The following is a 22,322-nucleotide window of genomic DNA, read 5'->3' on the forward strand; positions in this document are numbered from 1 at the left end:
AACAGTGACGAACGCCGGAATTTCCCCTACGCTTCAAGCGTCTCGCGCATCTGGATGCGCACTCCCGCCTCTCGCCGAGGCCGTCATCTGGGGTTCCTGTGTCTGCACGCTTTCCTGGCCGGAGGCTGTCTCTCCTCCGCCTGCTTCTTCTCTCCGTCGTCGTCGGCGCGGTCTCCGTGGGGAGCCTCACGGGCTGGAACCGCTGGGAGGACGCGCGGGCCGCCGAAGGCACCGGCGCCTTCTTCGCCGGCTACGTCGACGTCACGGCGACACCCTCCTACGCGTTCGAGGATCCGGCCGCGGACAACGGTGACAGCGCGGTGCTGTCCTTCGTCGTGGCGTCGAAGGAGGATCCCTGCACCCCGTCGTGGGGCACCTACTACGGCCTGGACGAGGCCGAGGCGGCCCTCGACCTCGACCGCCGCGTCGCCCGGCTGGTGCAGGACGGCGGCGAGGTCATCGTGTCCTTCGGCGGCCTCCTGAACGACGAGCTCGCGACCTCCTGCACCGATCCCGCGGACCTGGTGGACGCCTACGCCTCCGTCATCGACCGCTACACGCTCTCGACCGTGGACCTCGACATCGAGGGTGAGAACCTCAAGGACGTCGCCGCCGGCGAGCGCCGCGCCGAGGCGATGGCCACCCTCCAGGCCGCGCGGGCCGGCTCGGACACGCCGCTCAACGTGTGGCTGACCCTGCCCGTCGCCCCGACGGGCCTCACCGCGGAGGGCACCGCCGCCGTCGCGCAGTTCCTGGAGGCCGGCGTGGACCTCGCCGGGGTGAACGTCATGACCATGGACTACGGCGGAAGCCGGCCCGAGGGCACGAGCATGCTCACCGCCTCCCGGAACGCCGCGGACGCCACCCACCGGCAACTGCAGGTGCTGTACGAGCGGGCGGGCATCGAGATCGGCCCGCAGGCCGCGTGGCGGAAGATCGGGCTGACGCCGATGATCGGCCAGAACGACGTCAAGGGCGAGGTCTTCACGCTCGAGGACGCCGACGCCTTCAACGCCTTCGCCGCCGAACGCGGCGTGGGCCGCATGTCCATGTGGTCGCTGAACCGCGACGCCACGTGCAGCGAGAACTACGCCGACACCACGGTGGTCTCGAACTCCTGCAGCGGGATCGACCAGCAGGGCCTGCTCTTCGCGCCGACCCTCGGGGCGGACTTCGAGGGCCGCGCCGCGACCCTCGCGGACGAGCCCGTGGCCGAGGAGACCCCCGAGGCGCTCGTCGAGGACGACCCCGAGACGAGCCCGTACCCCATCTGGTCCGACGTCGGCACCTACCGCGAGGACGACCGCGTGGTGTGGCAGGGCAACGTGTACGTGGCGAAGTACTGGACGCAGGGCGACCTCCCGAACGACCCGGTCCTGCAGGCGGAGGAGACCCCGTGGACCCTGCTCGGCCCGGTGCTGCCGGACGAGCGGCCCGTCCCCGCAGTCACCGCCCCGGCCGATCTCTACCCGGAATGGGATCCGAAGCAGGTGTACGAGCGCGGCGACCGCATCCTCGTCGAGGGGCGCGTGTACGAGGCGAAGTGGTGGAGCCAGAGCGACAGCCCCGAGGCCGCCGTCCAGGGCTCGGACGCCTCACCCTGGGAGAAGCTCGACGACGCCACCCTCCTGAAGATCCTCGAGGACCCGGCGTCGTCCTGACCCGCCGGGGACCTTCGGCCCTGTGCTGCGGCCGGGGGCGCTACAAGGGTTGGTCCATGACGACGATCCAGATCCGGGAGCAGGACGAGCAACTCACGGCGGGTGTCCGGGAGCGGGTGCCGATGACGGAGCTTCCGGGGTTCTTCTCCCGTGCGTTCGAGGACACGATGGCAGCCCTGCGGGCCCAGGGCGTGCACCCGGCCGGCGCACCGTTCGGGAAGTACTACGGACCGCCCGGCGCCGTCGTCGACGTCGAAGCGGGCTTCCCGGTCGCCGCGGCGATCGCTCCGGCGGGGAACGTGGTGCCGGGGATCCTGCCCGCCGGGAGCGTGGCCGCGGCGACGCACGTCGGGCCCTTCGACACATTGGCCGACACGTATGCCGATCTGGAGCGCTACTTCGCGGAGGCCGAGCTGACGCCGGCGCCGGTGATGTGGGAGAACTACCTCACCGATCCGGAGATGGAGCTGGACCCGGCGGGATGGCGCACCGAGATCTGCTGGCCCGTCCATCAGGGCTGACACGGCACAGCGCAGCGCCCGGTCTCACGCCATGGACGGCGTGGCCCGGTCCCCGACGGCAACCGTGACGAGGGCCATGAGGCCGAGCGCCGGGATGACGACCAGGAGGGCGAGGCCGATCACGGACGACGCCGCGGTCGGGTCCGCCACGGGCAGGAAGAGGGAGATGTCCCACAGACCATGGGCGACCATGGCCGGCAGCAGGAGCCCGCTGATCCTCCGGAACGAGTAGAGGATGGCACCGGTCAGCGTCGCGAGGAGCACCTGGTTCAGGACGGCGGGGGCGGGCGAGCCGGTGATGAGGTTGGTCAGGTGGAACACGCCGAAGACCACCGACGTGCCGACCGCGACCGTCGCCTCGGTACGCCCATCGGCCCGCAGGCCCCGGAGGAGGATGCCGCGGAACAGGGTCTCCTCGGCGAAGCCCACCAGCAGTCCCGCGACGAGGACCGGGATCAGGAGGTTGATGCCCAGCCCGGCCCAGTCCACGAAGACGAAGTGGAGGACGGTGCCGATGAGGAAGGCCCCCACGGCGATCCAGAGCACCGCCGGGACCCGGAGCCGTTCCCTGTCCCGGAAGATGTTGTTCCACCGGGACCACCCGAGGAAGGCGACGAGGACGATCGTCCCGGCCGCCAGGGGCAGGACGGCGGTGCGCCACACGTTCGCCGGGGTATCGAACCACTCCGTGTAGGGGATGCCCGACGTCGCGGCCGCGACGGTGAAGACCACCGCATACGCCACCACCACCAGCAGGGCCGACCCGGTGGACGGCGCGATCCGCGGACCGCGCTCGAGGGCTGCGGGTGCATTGGACTGCGGCATGATCCACTCCTTCGAGCAGGTCCGCCGGCGCACCGGCGGTCGGGCAGACCCTATGCCGCCTGACGCCGGGCCGCATCCTCCACCCGGGGTGATCCGGCCGGAACCACCCCGGCCGCCCCATACCCTTCTGCGGCCCCGGGCAGGGCTGTACTGTTCTGCGCATGACCGCCCGATCTGGCGGTGTTCTGCCGGACCCGCATGGTGCCGAAGCCCGTGACACCATCCTCGATCGTGCCCTGTTCGCCTTCAGTGGTCTCGCCGCCGTCTGGTTCGCCGCCGTCCTCCTCGAAGAGACGCTGCAGTGGGGGCAGCTGTGGTTCGGTTTCGTCTTCTGGGCGGTCCTGGCCTATCTGGTCCTCCCCCGCGTGCACCGCATCCTGACGCGCATCTACCTCCCCGACTACTTCATCGGCCGCGCACGGACGAGCGACGGGCTGCTCGGGGACCCGGTCAACGTCGCGCTGCTCGGCAGCGCCCAGCAGCTCCACACGGCGATGCACCGCGCCGGGTGGATCCTCGCCGATGCCGTCGATCTCGGCAGCAGCCGGCGGATCGTGACCGCCACGCTCCGGCGGCGCAGCTACGACCGGGCCCCGGTCAGCCCGCTGTTCCTCTTCGGGCGCCAGCAGGACCTCGCCTACCAGCAGGAGGTGGACGGCAATCCCGGCAAGCGGCACCACATCCGGTTCTGGCCGTGCCCGCCCGGCTGGGTGCTGCCCGGGGGGATCGCCGTCGACTGGCTGGCGGCGGGCACGTACGACCGCTCCGTGGGGCTGTCGCTGTTCACCCTCCAGGTCACGCACAAGATCGAGGCGGACACGGACCGGGAGCGGGATTTCGTCCTGGCGTCGCTCCAGGCTTCGGACCCCGGCATCGGCGTACGGATCATCGAGGACTTCTCCACCGGCTACCACTCGCGCAACGGGGGCGGGGACACCATCTCGACGGACGGGGACCTGCCCGTCGTGGACCTCACGGGCGTGGAACCGGACCCGGAGGTGCCCCTGCCGCCGGTGGACCAGCGGCAGACGACGCCGGCCCCCACCGTGGTCGGCGCGGTCCTCGTCGGACTGCGCGGGCTGGCCGCCCTGGTGCTCGGCCTGGCCCTCCTGGGCGGATCGGCGGACGCCCTCGTCGCTGCCGGGTCGAACGCCCGCGTGCTCCCCGCCGTCGCCACGGTCCTCATCGCGTTCGGGCTCTTCGAACTGGTCCTCTCCCGCTTCGTGCTCCGCGGGGGGAACAGGGCCCGCATCACCGCGATGATCCTCAGTGCGGTCGCCATCACGGGCCAGGCCGTGGTCGCTTTCGGGACCGGAGCGCCCGTGACGTTCGAGACGACGCTCCTCGGGCTCTCCCTCGACATCCTGCTCATCCTCGCCCTGTCGAGCCAGCGCTCACGCGAGTTCGCGCACCGGCGCCGTCGCCGCGACGGGCAGTGACGCGCGCACCCACCGACGGCGATGGCAGCGCTGCGCCGAGCGCAGCCATTACGGGGTGATGATCTCGAAAGCCGGGTCGCCCTTCCCGAGAACGCCCAGCAGTGTTCCGAGCACGCTCTCGTCGCCGATCAGGTCGAGGCCCGGGGAGGAGAGGTCCCCGCCCACCAGTGCGATCATCCGCGGCCTGGTGAGCCTGAGGGTGAGGTCGGCCGTTGCATCGTCCGCGCAGCGGGTGCTGATCAGCACCCCGTTCCGGAGGGTCAGGCGGTAGGACACGTCCAGGTCGGTGAGGACGACGACGACGGCGAGGTCCAGGGACCACGCCCTGGGACCATCCACCGAGATGGCGATCGCGTCGAAGAGCTGTTCGGGCGTGAGCTGCGCGACGACCGCGGGGGCGGCTGTCGCCGCCGGAGTGCCGAAGTTGCCCTCGCGGAGCTCGGTGGCCCCGGAGAGGAAGAAGTTCCGCCACGTCCCGTTCTCGGCGCCGTACCCGAGCTGCTCGAGGGTGTCGGCGTAGAGGGCCCGGGCGGCCGGATGGTGCGCGTCGGCGAACACCGCGTGGTCGCCCAGCGTGGCCGCCCAGCGGAAATCGCCGGCGGTGAAGGCCGCCTGCGCGAGCTCGACCACGCGGTCGATCCCGCCGAGGGCCTCCACGTACCGGCGGGCCAGCTCGGCCGGGGGGTGTGGCCAGAGCCGGGCAGGGTTGGCGTCGAACCACCCCATGTAGCGCTGATAGATCGCCTTCACGTTGTGGCTGACGGAGCCGTAGTAGCCGCGCGCGCTCCACGCCCGCTCCAGGGTTGGCGGGAGCTCGATCCGCTCGGCGATCTCCGCGCCGGTCAGCCCCTGGTTCAGGTACCGGAGGGTCTGGTCGTGCAGGTAGGCGTAGAGGTCGCGCTGCGTACTGATGAACTCGACGATCTCCTCGCGCCCCCAGGTGGGCCAATGATGGGAGGCGAAAGCGACGTCCGTCCGGTCGGCGAACAGGCCGAGAGCCTCCGTGAGGTACCCGGCCCACGCGCGCGGGTCCCGCACCAGGGCGCCGCGGAGCGTGAGGAGATTGTGCTGGGTGTGCGTCGCATTCTCCGCGAGGCAGAGCGCCCGGAACCCGGGGAAGTAGAAGTGCATCTCCGAGGGAGCTTCGGTGCCCGGCGCCAGCTGGAACTCGATCTCGACGCCGTCGACGGTGCGGGTCTCGCCCGTGGCGGTGATCAGCGTGGTGGGCACGATCAGGCCCACCTCCCCGCTCGACGCGGTCTGCCCCAGCCCGGTACCCACCTGCCCCCGCGGGCCGCGGTCAAGGACCGCCCCGTACATGTACCCGGCGCGGCGCGCCATCGCCACCCCCGCGTACACGTTCTCCGCCACCGCATCGGCCGTGAAGCCCTCGGGCGCGATGATCTCCACCCGTCCGGCGTCGGCGTCCTCCTGCGATGCAACGCCGAACACTCCCCCGAAGTGGTCCACGTGGCTGTGGCTGTAGATCACGGCGGCCACGGGCCGGGTGCCCCGGTGCTCCCGGTACAGCGCGAGGGCCGCGGCCGCCGTCTCGGTGGAGATGAGCGGATCGATCACGATCACGCCGGTGTCCCCCTCGACGAACGTGATATTCGACAGATCGAATCCACGCACCTGGTAGATACCCTCCACGACCTCGTACAGCCCCTGCCGCGCCACGAGCTGCGACTGCCGCCAGAGGCTCGGGTGCACCGTGGTCGGCGCGTCGCCGGCAAGGAAGGAGTAGGCATCGTTGTCCCAGACCACCCTGCCGTCGTCGGTCGTGATGACGCCCTTCTCGAGGGCACCGATGAAGCCGCGGTCCGAGTTGTCGAAGTCCCGGGTGTCCGAGAACGGGAGCGACTCCCCTGCCGCACGGTGCGCGTGTTCGATGGGCGGTGATGCAGGTTTCTGGTGCATGGCATGTCCTCGCTTCGTTGCGGGTGGGCTCGACACCCCCAGTCTTGATACTCCCCGGCAGGGAACAACATCCTTTCCGGGTGAGGACATGATCGGCGGCCGCAGCCAACAATGGCGGGACCACCGGCGCAGCCGCACTCGAAGGGGAGACGTTCCATGCCGATGACCAAACCAGTCCTCACCGGACTGATCACATGGGGGGCGATTGCCGCCCTGCTGGCCGGGTGCAATTCATCCACCCCGAGCGAGAACACCGACCAGGCCTGCGCCTCTGCCGACGCCTTCCGAACCGCGGTGAACGATTTCACGGACACCCTCAGTCCGGGCACGACTGTCGACGAGGTCCAGGCGGCCCGCGAGGACGTCCAGCGGACCTTCGAGGATCTGATGGAGGAGGGCGGGGATGTGGCCGAGGACAAGAGGGAGGCCCTGAACAAGGCCGTCGGGGAGTTCCAGACGGCGGTCGATGCCGTTCCCGACGACGCCGCGCTGCTCGAGCGCGCCGCCGTCCTGCGGGCGGAGGTCGCCAAGATCGACATCACGCGCGACGAGTACGTCGCCGAGCTCGATTGCGGCTGACCGTGGAGGACGCCTCGTGAACGCCGAGGACGTGAGGACATTCGGGATCGAGGAGGAACTGCTCCTCGTCGACGGCGCCACCGGCCTGCCGCTCGCAGCCTCTTGGGCCCTGCTCGAGGAGTACACGCACGCCGACCAGTCCGGGCCCACTCTCGAGGCCGAGCTGCAGCAGGAGATGATCGAGGTGGTCTCCTCCGCGCCCCGCACGCTGGCGCGGCTGGTGTCGGACGTCGTCGCCGGCCGGGCCGTTGCGGACCGGACGGCCCGTGCGGTCGGAGCACGGGCCGCCGCCCTGGCCACCTCTCCCCTGCCCGGGCGTCCGCACGTCCACCCGACGGCACGCTTCGGAGCGATCATCGACCGCTACGGCGTCCTCGCCCGGGAGAACCTGACGTGCGGAATGCACGTGCACGTCTTCGTGACGTCCCCGCGGGAAGGCGTGGGGGTGCTCGACCGTATCCGCACGTGGCTGCCGGTGCTGGTGGCCCTGAGCGCGAACTCCCCCTTCGTCAACGGGCAGGACACCGGTTTCGCCAGTTACCGCTCGCAGGTCTGGCAGGGGTGGCCCTCGGCCGGGCCGTCACCGGTGTACGGCTCGGTGGGCGCCTACCGAGCCCGTGAGGATGAGTTGATGGCCACCGGGGTCCTGCTGGACCGCAAGATGCTCTACTTCGATGCCCGGCTGTCCCGGACGTACCCGACGGTCGAGATCCGCGTCGCCGATGTCTGCCTGTTCGCCGAGGACGCCGGGGTGATCGCTGCCCTGGCCCGCGGTCTGGTGGAGACGGCGGCCCGCGACTGGCGCGCGGGGCTGCCTCCGGCGAAGATGTCCGCCCCGGCCCTGCGTCTCGCGGGCCTGCAGGCGAGGCTGTCCGGGCTGGGCGGGGACCTCGTGCATCCGCTGACCGGTCGCCCCGCCCCGGCGTGGGATGTGGTGGTGGCCCTCCTGAACCACGTGTTGCCGGCGCTGACCGAGGCCGGCGACACCGCGGCCGTGGTGGACGGGCTCCTGCGACTGCTCGACCGGGGCACCGGTGCAGACCGGCAACGCGGCGTCCTGCAGCGCACCGGCCGCCTTGCGGACGTGGTCACGGATGCCGTGGAGGTCACCCACTCCTCCGCCCGGAGCGGGACCGCGGCCGGCCCCGTGGACCGCAGGGTCGACTGATCGAGGGGTACCGGGGTCTTCCCGCCCAGGACGCCGTGCACCGACGAGCAAGGGAGGCTCTGCATGAGTGAACTGGCGATCGTCGTCATCACGGCGGGCCTCTTCGTGTGGGCCCTGGTCTCGGCCCGCCTTCAACGGGCTGACCTGACGCCGCCGATCGTGTTCCTCGTCCTCGGAGGGGCCCTCGCCGGGTCCGGCCTGGTGGACGGCTCCACGATTCCCGAGACGTACGCCCCCCTGGTCGAGGTCACCCTGGTCTGGGTGCTCTTCTCGGACGCCGCCGGCCTCCAGCTGCAGCAACTGCGCCGGGACGCAGGGCGGGTCGCCCGGCTCCTGGGCCTGGGCCTGCCCCTGACGGTGGTGTTCGGGTGGGCGGCGGCCACCCTCCTCTTCCCGCAGCTGGGCCCCTGGCCGGCCCTCGTGGTAGCCGCCGCACTGGCCCCGACGGACGCCGCGCTGGGCCTGCCCGTGGTGACGAACCCGGCCGTGCCGTCGCCGATCCGCCGACTGCTCACCGTGGAGAGTGGGCTGAACGACGGCATCATCACCCCCGTGGTCCTGCTGGCCATCGCGGGGGCGGCCACCGCCGCCGGGATGGAGAACGCCGAGGGTGCGGGCCCTGCGCTGGTCACCCTGCTCATCGGCGTGGCCGTCGGCGCGATGATCGGAGGCGCCGGCGGGTGGCTGCTGCGGTGGACCCGACGCCGGGGGGTCGCGGCCGAGGACTTCGTGGGCATCGGCGTGCTGGCCCTGGCCCTGCTGACCTACACCACGGCCGTCGGGGTGGGTGGTAACGGCTTCGTCGCCGCGTTCTGCGGCGGGCTGGCGTTCGGTGCGTCCGCCGGCTCCCGGGCGAAGAGCGAACTGGTGTTCCTCGAGCAGGCGAGCAGCCTGGTGTCGATGCTCGTGTGGTCGGTCTTCGGGGCGGTCACCGTCGCCGTCGTCCTGCACCGCGTCACGGTGCTGACCGTCGTCTACGCCGTCCTGAGCCTGACGGTGGTGCGCATGATCCCCGTGGCCCTGGCCCTCATCGGCTCCGGCCTCGATGTGCGCACCGTGCTCTTCGTGGGCTGGTTCGGTCCGCGCGGTCTCGCGTCCATCGTGTTCGCCCTGCTCGCCCTGGACGCGCTCGGCCCCGAAGCCGACGGGGCAGTGGTGATCATCGCCGTCACCATCCTCCTCAGCGTGCTGGCCCACGGGCTCAGCGCCACTCCGCTGGCCAGGCGGTACGGGAGGGCGGCGTCGACGCCGAACCCTCCCGCCGCACGGCCCTAGGAAGCGCCCATGGGGTCCCGACGCCGATCGGGGTCTACGTCGTCGGGAGCGCCTTCCCGTCCGCATCGAGGTAGTCCCGCCATGAGCGCCGGGGTTGCCAACCGAGCAGGTCCTGGGCCTTCCTGCTGGAGATGCCCGAAGCGTCCGTCCGGTCGAGTTCGCGCAGTTCGATCTGGTCACCGTAGTACTTCGTCAGGATCTCGGCGAAGTCGTAGCCGCCCACGTTGTCGGGAGAAGCGATGTAGAAGACTTCGTGCCCCGGCAGGTCCGATCCGGTGGCGAGGACTATCGCGTCGGCCAGGTCGTAGACGTCGATGTAGCTCCACAGGTTGGGGCTCAGGACCGAGGCGTCGCGGATCTGCGGCCCGAGGTTGTGCTCGTAGTTGCCCTCGAACTGCACCCAGCTCGGCCGGATGGAGATGCACCGGATGTCCGCCCGGGCCACCGCGGCGTCCATGAGCTGCTCGCCGAAATGCTTCGACAGGGCGTACGGGTCCTGCGGGCGGATCGGATGCTCCTCGTCCACGGGTGCGTAGTCGGGCAGGAAATCACGCTCGGGGAAGAAGAACCCGGGGACGGTCTCGCTCGAGATGTAGACGAAGCGTTCGACGCCGAAGCGGATGGCCGCCTCGAGCACGTTGAACGTGGCCATCAGGTTGGTCCGGAACACGATGTGGGGCGGGTTGCCGGTCGGCTCGGGGATCGCAGCGATGTGCACCACGGCGTCCGCGCCGTGGACGACGGCGTAGGCCTCCCCCGCATCGGTGAGATCCGCCATCGTGTACCGGGGTGCGTCGTCGGCCTTGCGTTCGAAGCCGGGCCGCGTGAGATCGGTGGTGTGGACCTCGTGGCCGGCGTCGATCATCGCCTGGGTGGTGGCGCGGCCCACCTTCCCGTGGGCGCCGGTGATCAGGACTTTCATGGTGTCTCCTCGGGGTGGTGCAGGTCGGGATGTCGGGCGGAGGGCGCGATGGGGGCTACTCGTCGACCGCGGTGCTCTCGCTGACGTGGCGCCAGGTCTCGAGCGAGGCCAGCTGTGCCCGGAGGACGTCCGCGTGGGCGGTGGTCGCGTCGGCCCCGAGGATGAGTACCTCGGGGGCGTCGGTGGAATCCACCGCCGTGAGGATCGCTGCCGCGGCCTTGGCAGGGTCCCCGGGCTGCGTCCCGTGGCTGGTGTCGTTCTCCTTGCGGCGCCGGCCCGCGGTGTCGGCGTAGTCGTCGAGGGCTTCCGCTGACTGCTGGAGGGACCGGCCGGAGAAGTCCGTCCTGAATCCACCGGGTTCCACGACCATCGCCGTGATACCCAGGGGTTCCAGTTCCTTGCGCAGTGACCCGGTGAGCCCTTCGACCGCGGCCTTCACGGCCGCGTAGTAGCCGGATCCGGCCGGGGTGATCCTCGCACCGATCGAGGACAGGTTCACGATGGTGCCCGAACGGCGGGAGCGCATCTGGGGCAGGACGGCCTTGGTCATGTCCACGGTGCCGAAGAAGTGCGTGTCGAACAGGGTGCGGACGTCGTCGTCGTCTCCCTCCTCCACGGCGGCACGGTATCCGTAGCCGGCGTTGTTGACGAGCACGTCGATCCCGCCGAATACCTCGGTCCCGCGGTGCACGGCCGCCTGGACCTGCGCGGCGTCCGTCACATCGAGGGAGAGGGCGAGCGCCGTTTCGGGGAAGTCCGCGGCGAGATCCTCGACCGTCGACGCATCGCGGGCGGTGGCCACCACGCTGTCGCCGCGTCGGAGCGCGGCCTCTGCGAGGGCGCGTCCGAGTCCGGTCGAACAGCCGGTGATCAGCCAGGTGGTCATGGTGTCTCCTTCAGGGTGCCGGCGCTCTGCCGGCTACGTAACAGTCGATGCAAGGGCCCGCGTCTCCACGCAGACCGTGACGGACCAGCCTCCCGGGTGGCCGAGGGCCCGCCCGCACCGTCCCCGGGGACGGTGCGGGCGGGCTCCTGCGGGGAACGGGCCTCGGAGTGCTAGGCGCGGACGGAGGCGGTCAGCGGTTCCGTCAGCGACGCCAGGGGGACGGCCGGGGGCCGTTCGGCGGCGCTCCGGACCGGCACGGAGGCGCCCTCGGCCGCCGACTTCAGGAGGGACTCCATGACGTCGAGCACGTGGTACGCGAGTTCTCCGCTGGCGCGGTGCTGCTCGCCCGGCGGCGTCAGTGCCATGTCGGCGAGTCCGTAGCCCCTGCCGGCGTCGAGGTAGCCTGCGCTGACGGGCAGGACGTCCCACCCGAGTTCCCTGTCGTTCTCCCTGTTCCCGAGATCGCACACCGATACCTCCCCGTCGAAGTAGTTCGGGTCGGGGACGGTCATGCTGGCCTGTTCACCGTGGATCTCGATGTTGGAGGACCGGGTCTGCACGGCGTCGAAACTCATGACGAGGGTGGAGAGGGCTCCCGAGGCGTGGACGAGGACGCCGGTGACGTGCGTGTCGATCGAGACGGGCACCGTCTGGCCCGCCCGAGGGCCACCGCCGATGGTCCGCTCCGAACGGGTGTGGCTCGCGGCGCCGATCACGGACGTCACCGGGCCCAGCAGGGTGACCAGCGCCGTGACGTAGTAGGGACCCATGTCCAGCAGGGGTCCTCCGCCGGGCACGTAGTAGAAGTCGGGATTGGGGTGCCACCGCTCGTGGCCGGGGGTGACCATGGTCGCAGTCGCGGAGATCGGCCGGCCGATCAATCCGTTGTCGATGGCGTGGCGGGCCGTCTGGATGCCCGTGCCGAGCACGGTGTCGGGAGCGCAGCCCACCCTGACACCCGCCTTCTGTGCGGCGTCCAGGACGAGACGCGCTTCGTCCGTGTTCGCGGCGAGGGGCTTCTCCCCGTACACGTGCTTCCCGGCGGCGATCGCGCGGAGAGCGATCTCCGCGTGCGCCGCGGGGATCGTCAGGTTCAGCACGGTGTCGATCCCGGGGTCCGCCAGCAGGGCGTCGACGGTCAGCGCGCGCACACCGTCCTGGGAGGCCGCCACCGCCTCGGCGCGGCCGAGGTCCAGATCGGCGACGGCCCGGAGCTCGACGGACGGAAGAGAGGGAAGGGTCTTCAGATACTGGGCCACGATCGCTCCGCAGCCGATGATTCCGATGTTCAACGGCTCGCCCACAGCAAACCCCTTTCGATGATGGTTCGGACGTTCGGGTCGTCGAGGATCTCGACGCGGTGGCCCGGGGTCGAGACGAAGATGCGGCCCCTGCCCCACTGGCGGGTCCAGATGGCAGGAGACGTCACCGGGCGATGCCAGGGGTCCCACTCGCGGACGGCCTGGGTCGTCGTCGCGAGGACGTCGATGTAGTCATCGGCCAGGACCCAGTACTGCTCCGTGACGAGGTCGAAGTCCCCGATCCCCTGGGTGATCGGGTGGTCCGCGGCGGCCGGGAGCATGGTCACCCGGTACGGCACGTAGTTGTCCGACTGCTCGCCGACCCGCTCCTCCGGGTGCTTGCCGGGGTGGCAGGCGAACTGCCCGCCGATCAGGTGGAGGTAGTCGGACTCGTTGCGGTACGAATCGGCGATCCCGCCGTGCCAGCCCGCCAGGCCTGTTCCCGCTTCGACCGCCGACCGGAGGCCCGCGAATTCGTCCTTCTCGATGGTGTTCATCGTGTTGCACTGCAGGATCAGGTCTACCGTCGCCATGTAGTCGGAGTCCGCGTAGATCTTCGGCGATTCCTCGATCCGCACGGCGAAGCCGTGCTCCCGCAGGAACGGGATGAACCGGTCCGTGGCCTCGACGGGCTGGTGCCCGTCCCACCCCCCACGGACGACGAGAGCTTCCTTGCTGGTCATGATGCCTCTTTCGTGATCGGTTGCTCGCGGCCCTGCGCCGGAGCGGAGAATGCTGCATCGAAGGACGCCGCCGACGGCGCGATCGTCGCCAGCTCCCGTACGAGCGCGAGCGCCTGGGGCGCACCGACGAGCCGGTCCATGCCGGCGTCCTCCCACTCGATGCTGGTCGGACCGCGGTAGCCGATGGTGTTGAGCATGCGGAAGATCGGCTTCCAGGGGACGTCCCCATGACCCGCTGTGACGAAGTCCCAGCCCCGGCGCGGGTCGCCCCAGGCCAGATGCGAGCCGAGCCGGCCGTTGCGGCCGTTCAGTTGCCGTACGGACTCCTTCACGTGGACATGGAAGATGTGTGGTGCGAAGTCCTGGAGGAACATCACCGGGTCGAGGTCCTGCCAGATGAAGTGCGAGGGATCGAAGTTGAGCCCGAACCCGGGCCGGTCGGCCATGACGTCCAGGGTGCGCCGCGCGGTCCAGTAGTCGTAGGCGATCTCCGACGGGTGGACCTCCAGGGCGAACCTCACCCCCTCGGCGTCGAACACGTCCATGATGGGGTTCCACCTGGCGGCGAAGTCCTCGTAACCCCGCGTGATCATCTGCTCGGACGCGGGCGGGAACATGGCGACGTATTTCCAGATCGAGGACCCGCTGAACCCGGTCACCACGGGTGCCCCGAGACGTGCGGCTGCCCGTGCCGTGTCCTGCAGCACGGCGGCGGCACGCTGCCGGACACCCTCGGCGTCGCCGTCCCCCCATACGGCGGGGGCGAGGATGGCCTGGTGCCGTTCATCGATCGGGTCGTCGCAGACGGCCTGCCCGGTGAGGTGGTTGGCGATCGCGTGGACGGTGAGGTTGTTCTTCTCCAGGACGCGGAGCTTGGCGTCGACATAGGCGTCGTCGCGGGCAGCCCGCACAGGATCGAGGTGATCGCCCCAGCAGGCGATCTCGAGGCCGTCGAACCCCCACGCACCGGCGAGGCGCGCCACTTCCTCGAAGGGCAGGTCGGCCCATTGGCCGGTGAACAGGGTCACAGGGCGCGGTGGCGTGCTCGGGACGGCGTCAGACATGCTGCCACCCCGAATCGGCCGAGGCCGACTGTTCGACGGCGCGGAGGACCTTCTGGACCCGCAGCGCCTCGTCGAACGACGGCGACGGCGTGGTGCCGTCCGCGATGGCCTGGACGAGGTCCACCACCTGATGCGTGAATCCGTGCTCGTAGCCGAGTCCGTGCCCGGCGGGCCACCAGTTGCCGGTGTACGGATGGGCGGGTTCCGTGACGTTGATGGTGCTGAAGCCCGCGGTCTCCGAGGACACCGTTCCGTCGTAGAACTCGAGGGAGTTCATGTTCTCGAAGTCGAAGGCCAGCGACCCGAGGGTCCCGTTGACCTCCAGGCGCATCGAGTTCTTCCGGCCGAGGGCGAAGCGGGTGGCTTCGAAGACCCCGACCGCCCCTCCGTCGAACCGGGCGCTGAAGATCGCGGCGTCGTCCACCGTGACCTGCCCGGTTCCGCCGTCGCCCGCACCCGATCCGCCGAGGCCCACGCGCGTCCCACTGAGGGGACGCTCGTGCACGAAGGTGTTCAGCAGCGCGGAGACCCCCGAGATCTTCAGCCCGGTCACGAACTGGGCGGCGTCGATGCTGTGCGCACCGATGTCCCCCAGGGCTCCCGAACCCGATTTGGTCCTGTCCAGACGCCACGTCATCGGCGCATTCGCGTCCGACAGCCAGTCCTGGAGGTATTGGGCGCGGATGTGCCGGATGTCTCCCAGCCTGCCCTGCTCGACGAGCCGCCGGGCGAGGGTCAGCGCGGGTGTCCGGCGGTAGGAGAATCCGCACATCGCGAAGACGCCCTGCTCCGCGGCGGCCCGTGCAGCAGCGGCCATCCGCTCGGCCTCCTCGACCGAGTTGGCGAGGGGCTTCTCGCAGAGCACGTGCTTCCCGGCTTCGAGGGCCGCAATGGCGATCTCGGCGTGGGTGTCGCCCGGCGTGCAGATGTCGATCAGGTCGATGTCTTCGCGCTCCACCAGGGACCGCCAGTCCGTCGCGGTGTCCTGCCAGCCCATCCTGTCGGCGGCGGACTTGACGGCCGCCGCGTCCCGTCCGGCGAGGACCGTCAGTTCGGGGTGGAGTGGGAGGTCGAAGAAACGCGGCGCCGTCCGCCAGGCGTGGGAGTGCATCGCACCCATGAAGGCGTAGCCGATCATGCCGACCCTCAGGGTGGGCGTGGGATTGGATGCCATAGGTCTGTGGTGCCTTTCTACTTGTTGAATCCGGCGGTCAACCCGCTGACGAGCTGGCGGCGAGCCAGCGCGTAGAGGACCACCAGGGGAAGAGTGGAGAGCACGACAGCCGCGAGGACCGCGGGGATGTTCACCGTGAACTCGTCCTGGAACGCCCAGAGGGAGAGCGGCAGCACCCGCTTGTCGGGGCTCTGGGTGAGGATCAGGGGGAAGAGGAATCCGTTCCACACGTGCAGGGCGTTGTAGATGGCGATCGTGACCACCGCGGGGCGGACCAGGGGTAGGGCCAGGCGCCACATCATGGTGAATTCAGAGCACCCGTCGAGCCGCATGGATTCGAACAGCTCGCGGGGGACGTCCCGGAGGAAGTTCGAGAGGATCAGCACGGAGATCGGGATCGCGAAGGCGATCGACGGCAGGATCAGCGCGAGCAGCGTGTCGTACAGACTCGCCCGGGTGATCATGAAGTAGATCGGGATGATCGTCGCCTGCAGCGGGATCGCCAACCCCAGGAGGAAGAGCGTGTTCGCGGACGCGATGATGCGTCCGTGTCCCCTCACCACCGCATAGGCAGCCATGAAGGAGACGGCGGTTGCCGGAATGACGCTGCCCAGCGTGACGATCACGCTGTTGGCGAAGTACCGGACGAAGTCGGCCTCCAGGACCGTCCTGTAATTGACGAGGGTCGGCTCGGTCGGCGGCGCCAGGGGGTTCGACCCGAAGAAGCCGGCCTGGTTCTTGAGGCTCGTGATGACCACGTAGTAGACGGGCAGGATGATCAGCGCGAGCCACACCCACCCCCCGAGACCACCGAGGACGTTGGGAGCCCGTCTGCCCTGCCGCGTCCGCCGGCCGCGCTCGTCCGGGTAGGGCGCGGTATCCCGTGGTGTTTCGATGACCGTGGCCATGGCTTACGCTCCTTCCAATTGGCTCGAACTCCGGCTCTTGCCGCCGATCCGCTGCAGGGCGAGGGCGAGCACCAGACCGATCACGACGAGGATCACGCCCAGGGCGCTGGCAGCGCCCATGTCGTTCGCCCTGAAGCCGGTGAGATACATGTGCAGCGGGAGGAGGCGCGTGGCGTAGCCGGGACCGCCCGCCGTCAGGATGAAGATGAGATCGAAGTACGCCAGCGATCCGAGCACCATCAGGGTGGACGAGGTGATGATGGTGTACTTCAGCTGCGGCAGCGTGATGTGGATGAACTGCTGCACGCGGCCCGCCCCGTCGATCTGGGCTGCCTCGTAGAAGGACGCCGGGATCTGCCGCACCCCGCCCTGGTAGATGAGGGTGTGGAAGGGCACGAACTGCCAGGCGATGACGAAGATGACGACGAAGAGCACCAGGTCCTCGCTGCCGAGCCAGTTCTGGGCCAGGGCGGGAATCCCGAGGCCCGGCCCCATCCCGAAGTTCGGGTCCAGCAGTGCCTTGAAGGCGATGGCCACCGCTGCCGACGACAGCAGGAGCGGGACGAAGTACAGGACGGCCAGCAGTGCCCGGTAGCGCTGGTTGCCGGCCGTGAAGACGCCCAGGAGGAGACTGATGGGCACCTGCACCACGAGGGAGTAGACCATGATCTTCACGGTGACGACGAGGGCGTTGAGAGTCACCGAGTCGGTGAGGGCCGTCCGCCAACTCTCCAGCCCGGCCCACGTGATCGCACCGAGCCCGTTCCAGTTGGTGAAGCTGAGGAACACCACCCCGAGCAGGGGGACGACGGCGAAGGTCAGGAAGAAGACCAGCGCCGGGACCACCATCCACGCCGAGGGACCCTCGGCCCGGGGGCCCCGGACCGCCATCCCCGGCTTGGGCTTCAGAATGGTAGTCATTTGCCGAGGGTGGCGTTCATGTTCTCGGCGAACTGCTCCGGCGTGATCTTCCCGATGAAGATCTGGTCGAGATTGGCGAGCATGGCATCACCCTGGGCAGGGCTCAGCGCCTGGTCCCAGGACAGCTGGAAGCTTGGCGCATCCTGCGCCAGGCCGTAGACGAACTCGACGAAATCCTTGTCGTCGGAGGCGGCCAGCTGGTCCTCGATGCCGTTGACGGCCGGGACCGCTCCGGAGTCGATCATCGCCTGGGTGTACTCCTCGCTGAACAATCCGTCCTTGAGGTATTCGAAGGCCACTTCCTTCTGTTCGTCCGATGCAGTGGACGAGAGGGACCACATGTTGGCCGGATTCCCGACGACGTTCGCCGGGTCTCCCGCTCCGCCCTCGACCGCGGGGAAGGGGACGAAGCCCACCTCACCCGATTCGACGAACTCCGGGGCGTCGTTCTTCAGGTTCTGGTAGACCCATCCCCCGTGCACCATCATGGCTGCGCGGTCCGTGTAGAGGAGGGCGCTGTCGGCTCCGGCGTCGGCCGCGATCGAGGAGAAGCCGTTGACGAACCCGCCGGCGTCGACGAGGTCCTGGATCTTGGTGAGAGCCTCGATCACCGCGGGATCCGACCAGGCGTCCTCTTCCCCGTCGAGGATCGCCTGGAAGACCTCGGGACCACCGATCCGGTCCACCAGGTAGGACAGCCACATCAGGTTCGGCCACTTGGACTGTCCGGCGAGGGCGAAGGGGGCGATCCCGGCGTCGTTGAACTTGGGCACCAGGGCCATCAGCTCATCCCAGGTCTCCGGGGGCTCGGCCCCGATCTGCTCGAACACCTGCTTGTTGTAGTAGAGGACCACGGGCTGCATGTTGTTGTTGGGCAGGGCGTAGGTCGTGCCGTCGATGACGCCGTTCTCGAAGACGGAGGGGATGTATCGGTCCTTGATCTCGGGGTTCTCGGCGAGGAAGTCGTCGAGTTCCTCGACATGGCCGGCATCCACGTAGGACTTCAGGACGCCGCCGCCCCAGCCGTAGATGAAGCTGGGGCCCTCGCCCGCGCCGATCGCCGTGCGCACCTTGGTCTTGTAGGCGTCGTTGGCGAAGAACTCCTGATTGATCGACGCGTCCGGGTTCTCCTCGTTCCAGCGTTCGACCGACGAGCGGAAGATGTCCTCGCTGCTGCCGGTGAGGGCCCACATCGTGGGCGAGCTGGAATCGGCGGCGGGGTCGGCCGGGCCGCTGGACCCGCAGGCGGCGAGGCCGAGGGCGAGGGCGAGGGCCGAGGCCGTAGCGGTCAGGGTCTTGGTTGTTCGCATGGTCATCAGTTCTTCCGTAGTCGACTCGGCGTCAGGGGTGACGCCTGGCTGAGAGAGGCAGGCCAGTTCCATGAGATGCGGTCGCTGACCGCCACGCTGCGGAACCAAACTCGAAATGTTTTCGATAACAACAAACTATAAGATAAAGTAACTCACATCACATCGACGAGGTCAACGAGCGTCTTTTCAGGCCGGTTCGAACGCATCATTGCAGCAGTGACCTGAGCCAGCCAGGCCAGGAACACCCTGACCGAGAGAGAGTCGAAACATTGTCGGAGTCCGAGGTCCGGCCGAGGGCCACATTGGGATCGGTGGCCGCCCTGGCGGGAGTGTCGATTCCCACCGTGTCCAAGGTCATCAACGAGCGGGAGGACGTCGCTCCCGCCACCCGGAAGCGGGTCCTGGAAGCCCTCCGCACTGCCGAGTACCACCCCCCCGGGCAGCGAAACGCACTCGCGCCGCCCAGGTCCCCTCTCGTCGACGTCATGGTGGACAGTGTGACGACGGCGTACTACGCGGAGGTGATGGACGGGATCCTGGACTGCGCGAAGAGCCATGGCCTCGAGATCGTGCTGTCGACGACGGAGCAACGCCGGGGCCCGTCGGGCGATCTGGCCGACCGCATGCAGTCCCAGGGCCGTCGGGGCCTGATCCTCGTGACGTCCCGGTGGTCGGCCAGGGAGATCAAGGCGGCGAAGAAGCGGGGCATCGCCGTCGTCGTCATCGATCCGATCAATCCGCCGGGCACGGGTGTCGCCAGCGTGGGAGCCACGAACTGGGCCGGGGGCAAGGCAGCCACCGAACACCTCCTCGGCCTCGGCCATACCCGCATCGCCTTCATCGGTGGCCCCACGAGTGCGGAGTGCAGCCAGGACCGGGAGCACGGCTACGTCGCGGCCCTGCTCGAGCGCGGCATCCCGATCTCCGGGGAGTACGTGCTGGCGGGGACCTTCGACCCGGCAACGGGACGCCGCGGCGCCGCCCAGCTCCTCGCCCTCGACAGCCCGCCGCAGGCGATCTTCGCCGCATCGGACAGCATCGCCCTGGGCGTCCTCGCCGAAGCCCATGCCCGCGGTGTCTCCATTCCCGAGGACTTGAGCGTCATCGGCTTCGACGGGACGTACATCAGCGAGCAGACGTCGCCGCAGCTCACCACCGTCGCCCAGCCCCTGCGGGAGATGGGACGGACCGCGGTCCGCGCCCTGACGAGGGAGATGGAGGGCGGGAAACCTGATCTCACGCGGGTCGAACTGGCCACCCAGCTCATCATCCGGTCCTCGACGGCCCCGGCATCCCCTTGACCCGGGACCACTGCGGAGCCGCCTCACGCCTCGGGTAGCTTCGCCCTCAGGATCTCCCGGATGTAGTCGCGGTTCATGGCGGTGACGCTGAGCCCGTCGCCGCCGTAGTGCTCCACGCACATGGGTCCGTCGAAACCACTCTCGAGGGCCATCCCGATGGCCTCGCGGTAGTTGATGTAGCCGAGGGCCAGAGGCGCCGGGGCCGAGGCATACGCCCCGGTGGCGGGGTCGTGGTCCCGGAAGTAGTTCTTGAGCTGCCAGTAGTTGGTGTGAGGCAGCATCTTGGTCAGCATCTCCCGCCAGTCCTCCACCTCGCGGTGCAGCCGCACGATGTTGCCGATGTCGGGGCAGAGACCCACGTTGGGGAGGTCGACGGCGGTGACCAGCTGCACGGAGCTGTCGGCCGTGCCGAGGAAGGTACCCTCGTACATCTCGAGGGAGATGCTCACCTCCCGCTCGGCGGCGTACTCGCCGAGCTCCCGGAACCGTGACGCGGCCTTGTCCCGGTTCTCCTGCGTGTCCTCGTCCTCGACACCGGGCGCGAGCCAGAACCACGTCGCGGTCTTCTGCGCCTCCGTGAACGGATCGTGCAGGCCCAGGCAGACCATCGGCACCTCCAGGTCCACGGCGGCGTCGATCGTCCGCTTCACGTAGGCGATGTTCCGCTGCGCCTGGTCCTCGTCGGGCGTGATGACGCTCTTGCGTGTCACCGCGATGTCGCTGAAGGCCAGGTCGTAGGACTGCGCCGTCTTCAGCAGCTGCCGTCGGCCCTCGCTATCGAGATCGCCCGGGCGGACCCAGGAGTCGGTCAGGTCCACGTGGTCGAAGCCGGCGGCACGGACCTCGCGGAGCGTCTGCCGCCACTCCTCCGGACCCGCCGTGGTGCGGTCGCGGCCGTCAGCCGTGGTGCCGGTGAAGTTGAGCAGGGCAGCGCCGATGGGCCAGGTCTCGGGTGTGGGATTCATGGGGTTCTCCTTGGGATCGGGGATGGGGGACGGGCGGAGGGGGCGCACGCGGAGGGCGCCCCACCTCAGGCGACGATGATGTAGAGGACCCATGCGAGGCCGAAGGCCATGAAGCCGATCGCCGTACCGACGACGCTCCAGGTCTTGAGGGTGGTGAGCGTGTCGAAGCCGCAGAACTTGCCGATCAGCCAGAAGCCGGAATCGTTGACATGGGAGAACGTGATGGACCCGGCGCAGATCGCCACGACGATCGCGGCCAGGCCCACCCCGGAGAGTCCCAGTTCCACGACCGCGGGAGCCATGATGGACCCTGCGGTCGTGGCGGCCACGGTGGCCGAGCCCTGTGCCACGCGGAAGGCCACGGCGACGAGGAATCCCGCGAGGATCACCGGGAGTCCGAGGGCGTCGAGGCCGTCGGCGATGATGGTGCCGATGCCGGTCTCCGTGAGCACCCGGCCGAAGGCGCCGCCGGCACCCGTGATCAGGATGATCGAGCAGACGGGGGCCAGGGCGTTGTCGACGAGGTCTTCGAGGGCTCCGCCCACGCTTCCGCGGCCGCGGCGCGGGCGGAGATAGAGCAGATACATCGCGAACAGGGCGGCGATGAGCAGGGCCACGGAGGTGTTGCCGATCAGTCGCGAGACCTGGAAGAGCACATTGTCGTCACTGACGGTGCCACTCGCCTCGAGCGTGGTGAAGAGGGTGTTGTAGAAGATCAGCGCCAGAGGCAGCAGGAGCACGAAGATGATGGTCCAGAAGCCCGGGCGGGGGATGTCGGCGTCGACGTCGGCCTCACCCAGCAGAGTGGGCACGGGCATGTTCGGGTAGCGCCGGGCGATGACCAGGCTCAGCCTGTAGCCGGCGAGGTACCAGGTGGGCAGACCCACCAGCAGCGCGACCAGCACCACCATGCCCACATCCGCGCCCATGACGGTGGCCGCGGCGGTAGGGCCGGGATGCGGTGGGGTCAGCGCGTGCATCATCAAGAAGGCGCCGATCGAGGGCAGCACGTACAGCATGAACGAGCCGCCGAGCCGCCGAGCGACCGTGTAGATGATGGGCAGCATCACGATGAAGCCCGCATCGAGGAAGATCGGGAAGGCGTAGAAGAGCGACGCGACCGCCAGGGCCAGAGGCGCCCGCTTCTCGCCGAACCGGCGGAGCATCGCATCGGCGAGGACCTGCGCACCCCCGGAGATCTCGACCAGCCGGCCGAGAACCGCGCCGAAACCGACCAGCAGGGCGACGGTTCCGACGGTGGTGCTGAAGCCTGCGATCACCACGATCATGACGTCGGCGACGCCGATCCCCGCGGCCAGCGCGGTGAGCACGCTGATGATGATGAGGGCGAAGAAAGCGTGGAGTCGCAACTTGATGATGAGCAGCAGCAGGGCCGCGATGGCTGCGACTGCGATGACCAGGAGCGCCCAGGGCGGTCTCTCGGCCAGGACCAGGGCGTCGTCGACGGCGGCTGGAAGAAGGATGGGCATGACGGGAAC

Annotated in this window: 20 protein-coding genes; 7 read left to right on the forward strand and 13 right to left on the reverse strand. The window is 69.3% G+C overall.

The annotated features are described in order from the left end of the window. The first annotated feature begins 98 nt into the window (after window positions 1–98). Window positions 99–1,661 (forward strand): chitinase, encoded by a 1,563-nt coding sequence (locus C4K88_RS15200; protein WP_104122476.1) that lies wholly within the window; start codon window positions 99–101, stop codon window positions 1,659–1,661. Window positions 1,662–1,717: 56 nt separating this feature from the next. Continuing rightward, window positions 1,718–2,182, forward strand: coding sequence for a GyrI-like domain-containing protein (locus C4K88_RS15205; RefSeq protein ID WP_104122478.1), 465 nt, complete (start codon window positions 1,718–1,720; stop codon window positions 2,180–2,182). A 24-nt stretch (window positions 2,183–2,206) separates the two neighbouring features. Here the strand turns inward: C4K88_RS15205 and C4K88_RS15210 are convergent, their stop codons facing one another. Beyond that, entirely contained in the window at window positions 2,207–3,007 is an 801-nt protein-coding gene (locus C4K88_RS15210) for a CPBP family intramembrane glutamic endopeptidase (RefSeq protein ID WP_104122479.1), read from the reverse strand. Window positions 3,008–3,168: 161 nt separating this feature from the next. On the opposite strand from C4K88_RS15210, the gene C4K88_RS15215 reads away from it, so the two are divergent. Next, window positions 3,169–4,446, forward strand: a complete 1,278-nt coding sequence (locus C4K88_RS15215; RefSeq protein WP_104122480.1) for an LssY C-terminal domain-containing protein — start codon at window positions 3,169–3,171, stop codon at window positions 4,444–4,446. A gap of 48 nt (window positions 4,447–4,494) precedes the next feature. Here C4K88_RS15215 and C4K88_RS15220 read toward each other — a convergent pair whose 3' ends face one another. Beyond that, on the reverse strand, window positions 4,495–6,366 hold the full coding sequence (locus C4K88_RS15220) for an alkyl/aryl-sulfatase (RefSeq protein ID WP_104122481.1): 1,872 nt from the start codon (window positions 6,364–6,366) through the stop codon (window positions 4,495–4,497). Between the two features lie 162 nt (window positions 6,367–6,528). Between C4K88_RS15220 and C4K88_RS15225 the strand changes: the two genes are divergently transcribed. From C4K88_RS15225 to C4K88_RS15235, 3 genes are all read left to right on the forward strand, one after another. Continuing rightward, window positions 6,529–6,945 carry a hypothetical protein gene (locus C4K88_RS15225; protein WP_146065707.1) on the forward strand — a complete coding sequence of 139 codons (417 nt, stop codon included), beginning with the start codon at window positions 6,529–6,531 and terminating at the stop codon, window positions 6,943–6,945. 16 nt (window positions 6,946–6,961) lie between these two features. Further along, window positions 6,962–8,113, forward strand: a complete 1,152-nt coding sequence (locus C4K88_RS15230; protein WP_241522000.1) for a glutamate--cysteine ligase — start codon at window positions 6,962–6,964, stop codon at window positions 8,111–8,113. 63 nt (window positions 8,114–8,176) lie between these two features. After that, window positions 8,177–9,388, forward strand: a complete 1,212-nt coding sequence (locus C4K88_RS15235; protein ID WP_104122484.1) for a cation:proton antiporter domain-containing protein — start codon at window positions 8,177–8,179, stop codon at window positions 9,386–9,388. 34 nt (window positions 9,389–9,422) lie between these two features. Here the strand turns inward: C4K88_RS15235 and C4K88_RS15240 are convergent, their stop codons facing one another. From C4K88_RS15240 to C4K88_RS15280, 9 genes are all read right to left on the reverse strand, one after another. After that, window positions 9,423–10,310 carry an NAD-dependent epimerase/dehydratase family protein gene (locus tag C4K88_RS15240; protein WP_104122485.1) on the reverse strand — a complete coding sequence of 296 codons (888 nt, stop codon included), beginning with the start codon at window positions 10,308–10,310 and terminating at the stop codon, window positions 9,423–9,425. 55 nt (window positions 10,311–10,365) lie between these two features. Continuing rightward, window positions 10,366–11,196: an oxidoreductase gene (locus C4K88_RS15245; protein WP_104122487.1), complete on the reverse strand. Its 831-nt coding sequence runs from the start codon at window positions 11,194–11,196 to the stop codon at window positions 10,366–10,368. 170 nt (window positions 11,197–11,366) lie between these two features. Beyond that, window positions 11,367–12,500 (reverse strand): Gfo/Idh/MocA family protein, encoded by a 1,134-nt coding sequence (locus C4K88_RS15250; protein ID WP_104122488.1) that lies wholly within the window; start codon window positions 12,498–12,500, stop codon window positions 11,367–11,369. Further along, entirely contained in the window at window positions 12,485–13,180 is a 696-nt protein-coding gene (locus C4K88_RS15255; RefSeq protein ID WP_167399065.1) for a ThuA domain-containing protein, read from the reverse strand. The genes C4K88_RS15250 and C4K88_RS15255 overlap by 16 nt, the downstream gene beginning before the upstream one ends. After that, the gene (locus C4K88_RS15260) at window positions 13,177–14,244 is read right to left on the reverse strand and encodes a sugar phosphate isomerase/epimerase family protein (RefSeq protein WP_104122489.1); all 1,068 of its coding nucleotides are present in this window, start codon (window positions 14,242–14,244) and stop codon (window positions 13,177–13,179) included. Before C4K88_RS15260 ends, C4K88_RS15255 begins: the two co-directional genes overlap by 4 nt. After that, a complete protein-coding gene (locus C4K88_RS15265; RefSeq protein ID WP_104122490.1) occupies window positions 14,237–15,418 on the reverse strand; it encodes a Gfo/Idh/MocA family protein in 1,182 nt (393 codons plus the stop codon). Before C4K88_RS15265 ends, C4K88_RS15260 begins: the two co-directional genes overlap by 8 nt. 17 nt (window positions 15,419–15,435) lie before the next feature. Further along, a complete protein-coding gene (locus tag C4K88_RS15270) occupies window positions 15,436–16,326 on the reverse strand; it encodes a carbohydrate ABC transporter permease (protein ID WP_104122491.1) in 891 nt (296 codons plus the stop codon). Window positions 16,327–16,329: 3 nt separating this feature from the next. Then, the gene (locus C4K88_RS15275; RefSeq protein WP_174705261.1) at window positions 16,330–17,217 is read right to left on the reverse strand and encodes a carbohydrate ABC transporter permease; all 888 of its coding nucleotides are present in this window, start codon (window positions 17,215–17,217) and stop codon (window positions 16,330–16,332) included. A 26-nt stretch (window positions 17,218–17,243) separates the two neighbouring features. Next, complete coding sequence (locus C4K88_RS15280; protein WP_104122493.1) at window positions 17,244–18,563, reverse strand: extracellular solute-binding protein; 1,320 nt, start codon at window positions 18,561–18,563, stop codon at window positions 17,244–17,246. Between the two features lie 305 nt (window positions 18,564–18,868). Between C4K88_RS15280 and C4K88_RS15285 the strand changes: the two genes are divergently transcribed. After that, window positions 18,869–19,858: a LacI family DNA-binding transcriptional regulator gene (locus tag C4K88_RS15285; RefSeq protein ID WP_306418625.1), complete on the forward strand. Its 990-nt coding sequence runs from the start codon at window positions 18,869–18,871 to the stop codon at window positions 19,856–19,858. Window positions 19,859–19,881: 23 nt separating this feature from the next. On the opposite strand, the gene C4K88_RS15290 is transcribed toward C4K88_RS15285, so the two are convergent. Beyond that, window positions 19,882–20,823: a sugar phosphate isomerase/epimerase family protein gene (locus C4K88_RS15290; protein WP_104122496.1), complete on the reverse strand. Its 942-nt coding sequence runs from the start codon at window positions 20,821–20,823 to the stop codon at window positions 19,882–19,884. Window positions 20,824–20,888: 65 nt separating this feature from the next. Then, window positions 20,889–22,313 (reverse strand): GntP family permease, encoded by a 1,425-nt coding sequence (locus tag C4K88_RS15295; protein ID WP_104122497.1) that lies wholly within the window; start codon window positions 22,311–22,313, stop codon window positions 20,889–20,891. Window positions 22,314–22,322 lie beyond the last annotated feature (9 nt).

It is taken from the genome of Arthrobacter pityocampae (assembly GCF_002927275.1).
Lineage (GTDB): Bacteria > Actinomycetota > Actinomycetes > Actinomycetales > Micrococcaceae > Arthrobacter_D > Arthrobacter_D pityocampae.

What these genes read in the sequence shown, in the direction of transcription:
- C4K88_RS15270 (WP_104122491.1), bottom strand. Translation starts at nt 16,326, where the DNA reads ATGGCCACGGTCATCGAAACACCACGGGATACCGCGCCCTACCCGGAC.
- C4K88_RS15275 (WP_174705261.1), bottom strand. Translation starts at nt 17,217, where the DNA reads ATGGCGGTCCGGGGCCCCCGGGCCGAGGGTCCCTCGGCGTGGATGGTG.
- C4K88_RS15225 (WP_146065707.1), top strand. Translation starts at nt 6,529, where the DNA reads ATGACCAAACCAGTCCTCACCGGACTGATCACATGGGGGGCGATTGCC.
- C4K88_RS15215 (WP_104122480.1), top strand. Translation starts at nt 3,169, where the DNA reads ATGACCGCCCGATCTGGCGGTGTTCTGCCGGACCCGCATGGTGCCGAA.
- C4K88_RS15235 (WP_104122484.1), top strand. Translation starts at nt 8,177, where the DNA reads ATGAGTGAACTGGCGATCGTCGTCATCACGGCGGGCCTCTTCGTGTGG.
- C4K88_RS15280 (WP_104122493.1), bottom strand. Translation starts at nt 18,563, where the DNA reads ATGACCATGCGAACAACCAAGACCCTGACCGCTACGGCCTCGGCCCTC.
- C4K88_RS15255 (WP_167399065.1), bottom strand. Translation starts at nt 13,180, where the DNA reads ATGACCAGCAAGGAAGCTCTCGTCGTCCGTGGGGGGTGGGACGGGCAC.
- C4K88_RS15210 (WP_104122479.1), bottom strand. Translation starts at nt 3,007, where the DNA reads ATGCCGCAGTCCAATGCACCCGCAGCCCTCGAGCGCGGTCCGCGGATC.
- C4K88_RS15295 (WP_104122497.1), bottom strand. Translation starts at nt 22,313, where the DNA reads ATGCCCATCCTTCTTCCAGCCGCCGTCGACGACGCCCTGGTCCTGGCC.
- C4K88_RS15205 (WP_104122478.1), top strand. Translation starts at nt 1,718, where the DNA reads ATGACGACGATCCAGATCCGGGAGCAGGACGAGCAACTCACGGCGGGT.
- C4K88_RS15265 (WP_104122490.1), bottom strand. Translation starts at nt 15,418, where the DNA reads ATGGCATCCAATCCCACGCCCACCCTGAGGGTCGGCATGATCGGCTAC.
- C4K88_RS15240 (WP_104122485.1), bottom strand. Translation starts at nt 10,310, where the DNA reads ATGAAAGTCCTGATCACCGGCGCCCACGGGAAGGTGGGCCGCGCCACC.
- C4K88_RS15245 (WP_104122487.1), bottom strand. Translation starts at nt 11,196, where the DNA reads ATGACCACCTGGCTGATCACCGGCTGTTCGACCGGACTCGGACGCGCC.
- C4K88_RS15290 (WP_104122496.1), bottom strand. Translation starts at nt 20,823, where the DNA reads ATGAATCCCACACCCGAGACCTGGCCCATCGGCGCTGCCCTGCTCAAC.
- C4K88_RS15220 (WP_104122481.1), bottom strand. Translation starts at nt 6,366, where the DNA reads ATGCACCAGAAACCTGCATCACCGCCCATCGAACACGCGCACCGTGCG.
- C4K88_RS15260 (WP_104122489.1), bottom strand. Translation starts at nt 14,244, where the DNA reads ATGTCTGACGCCGTCCCGAGCACGCCACCGCGCCCTGTGACCCTGTTC.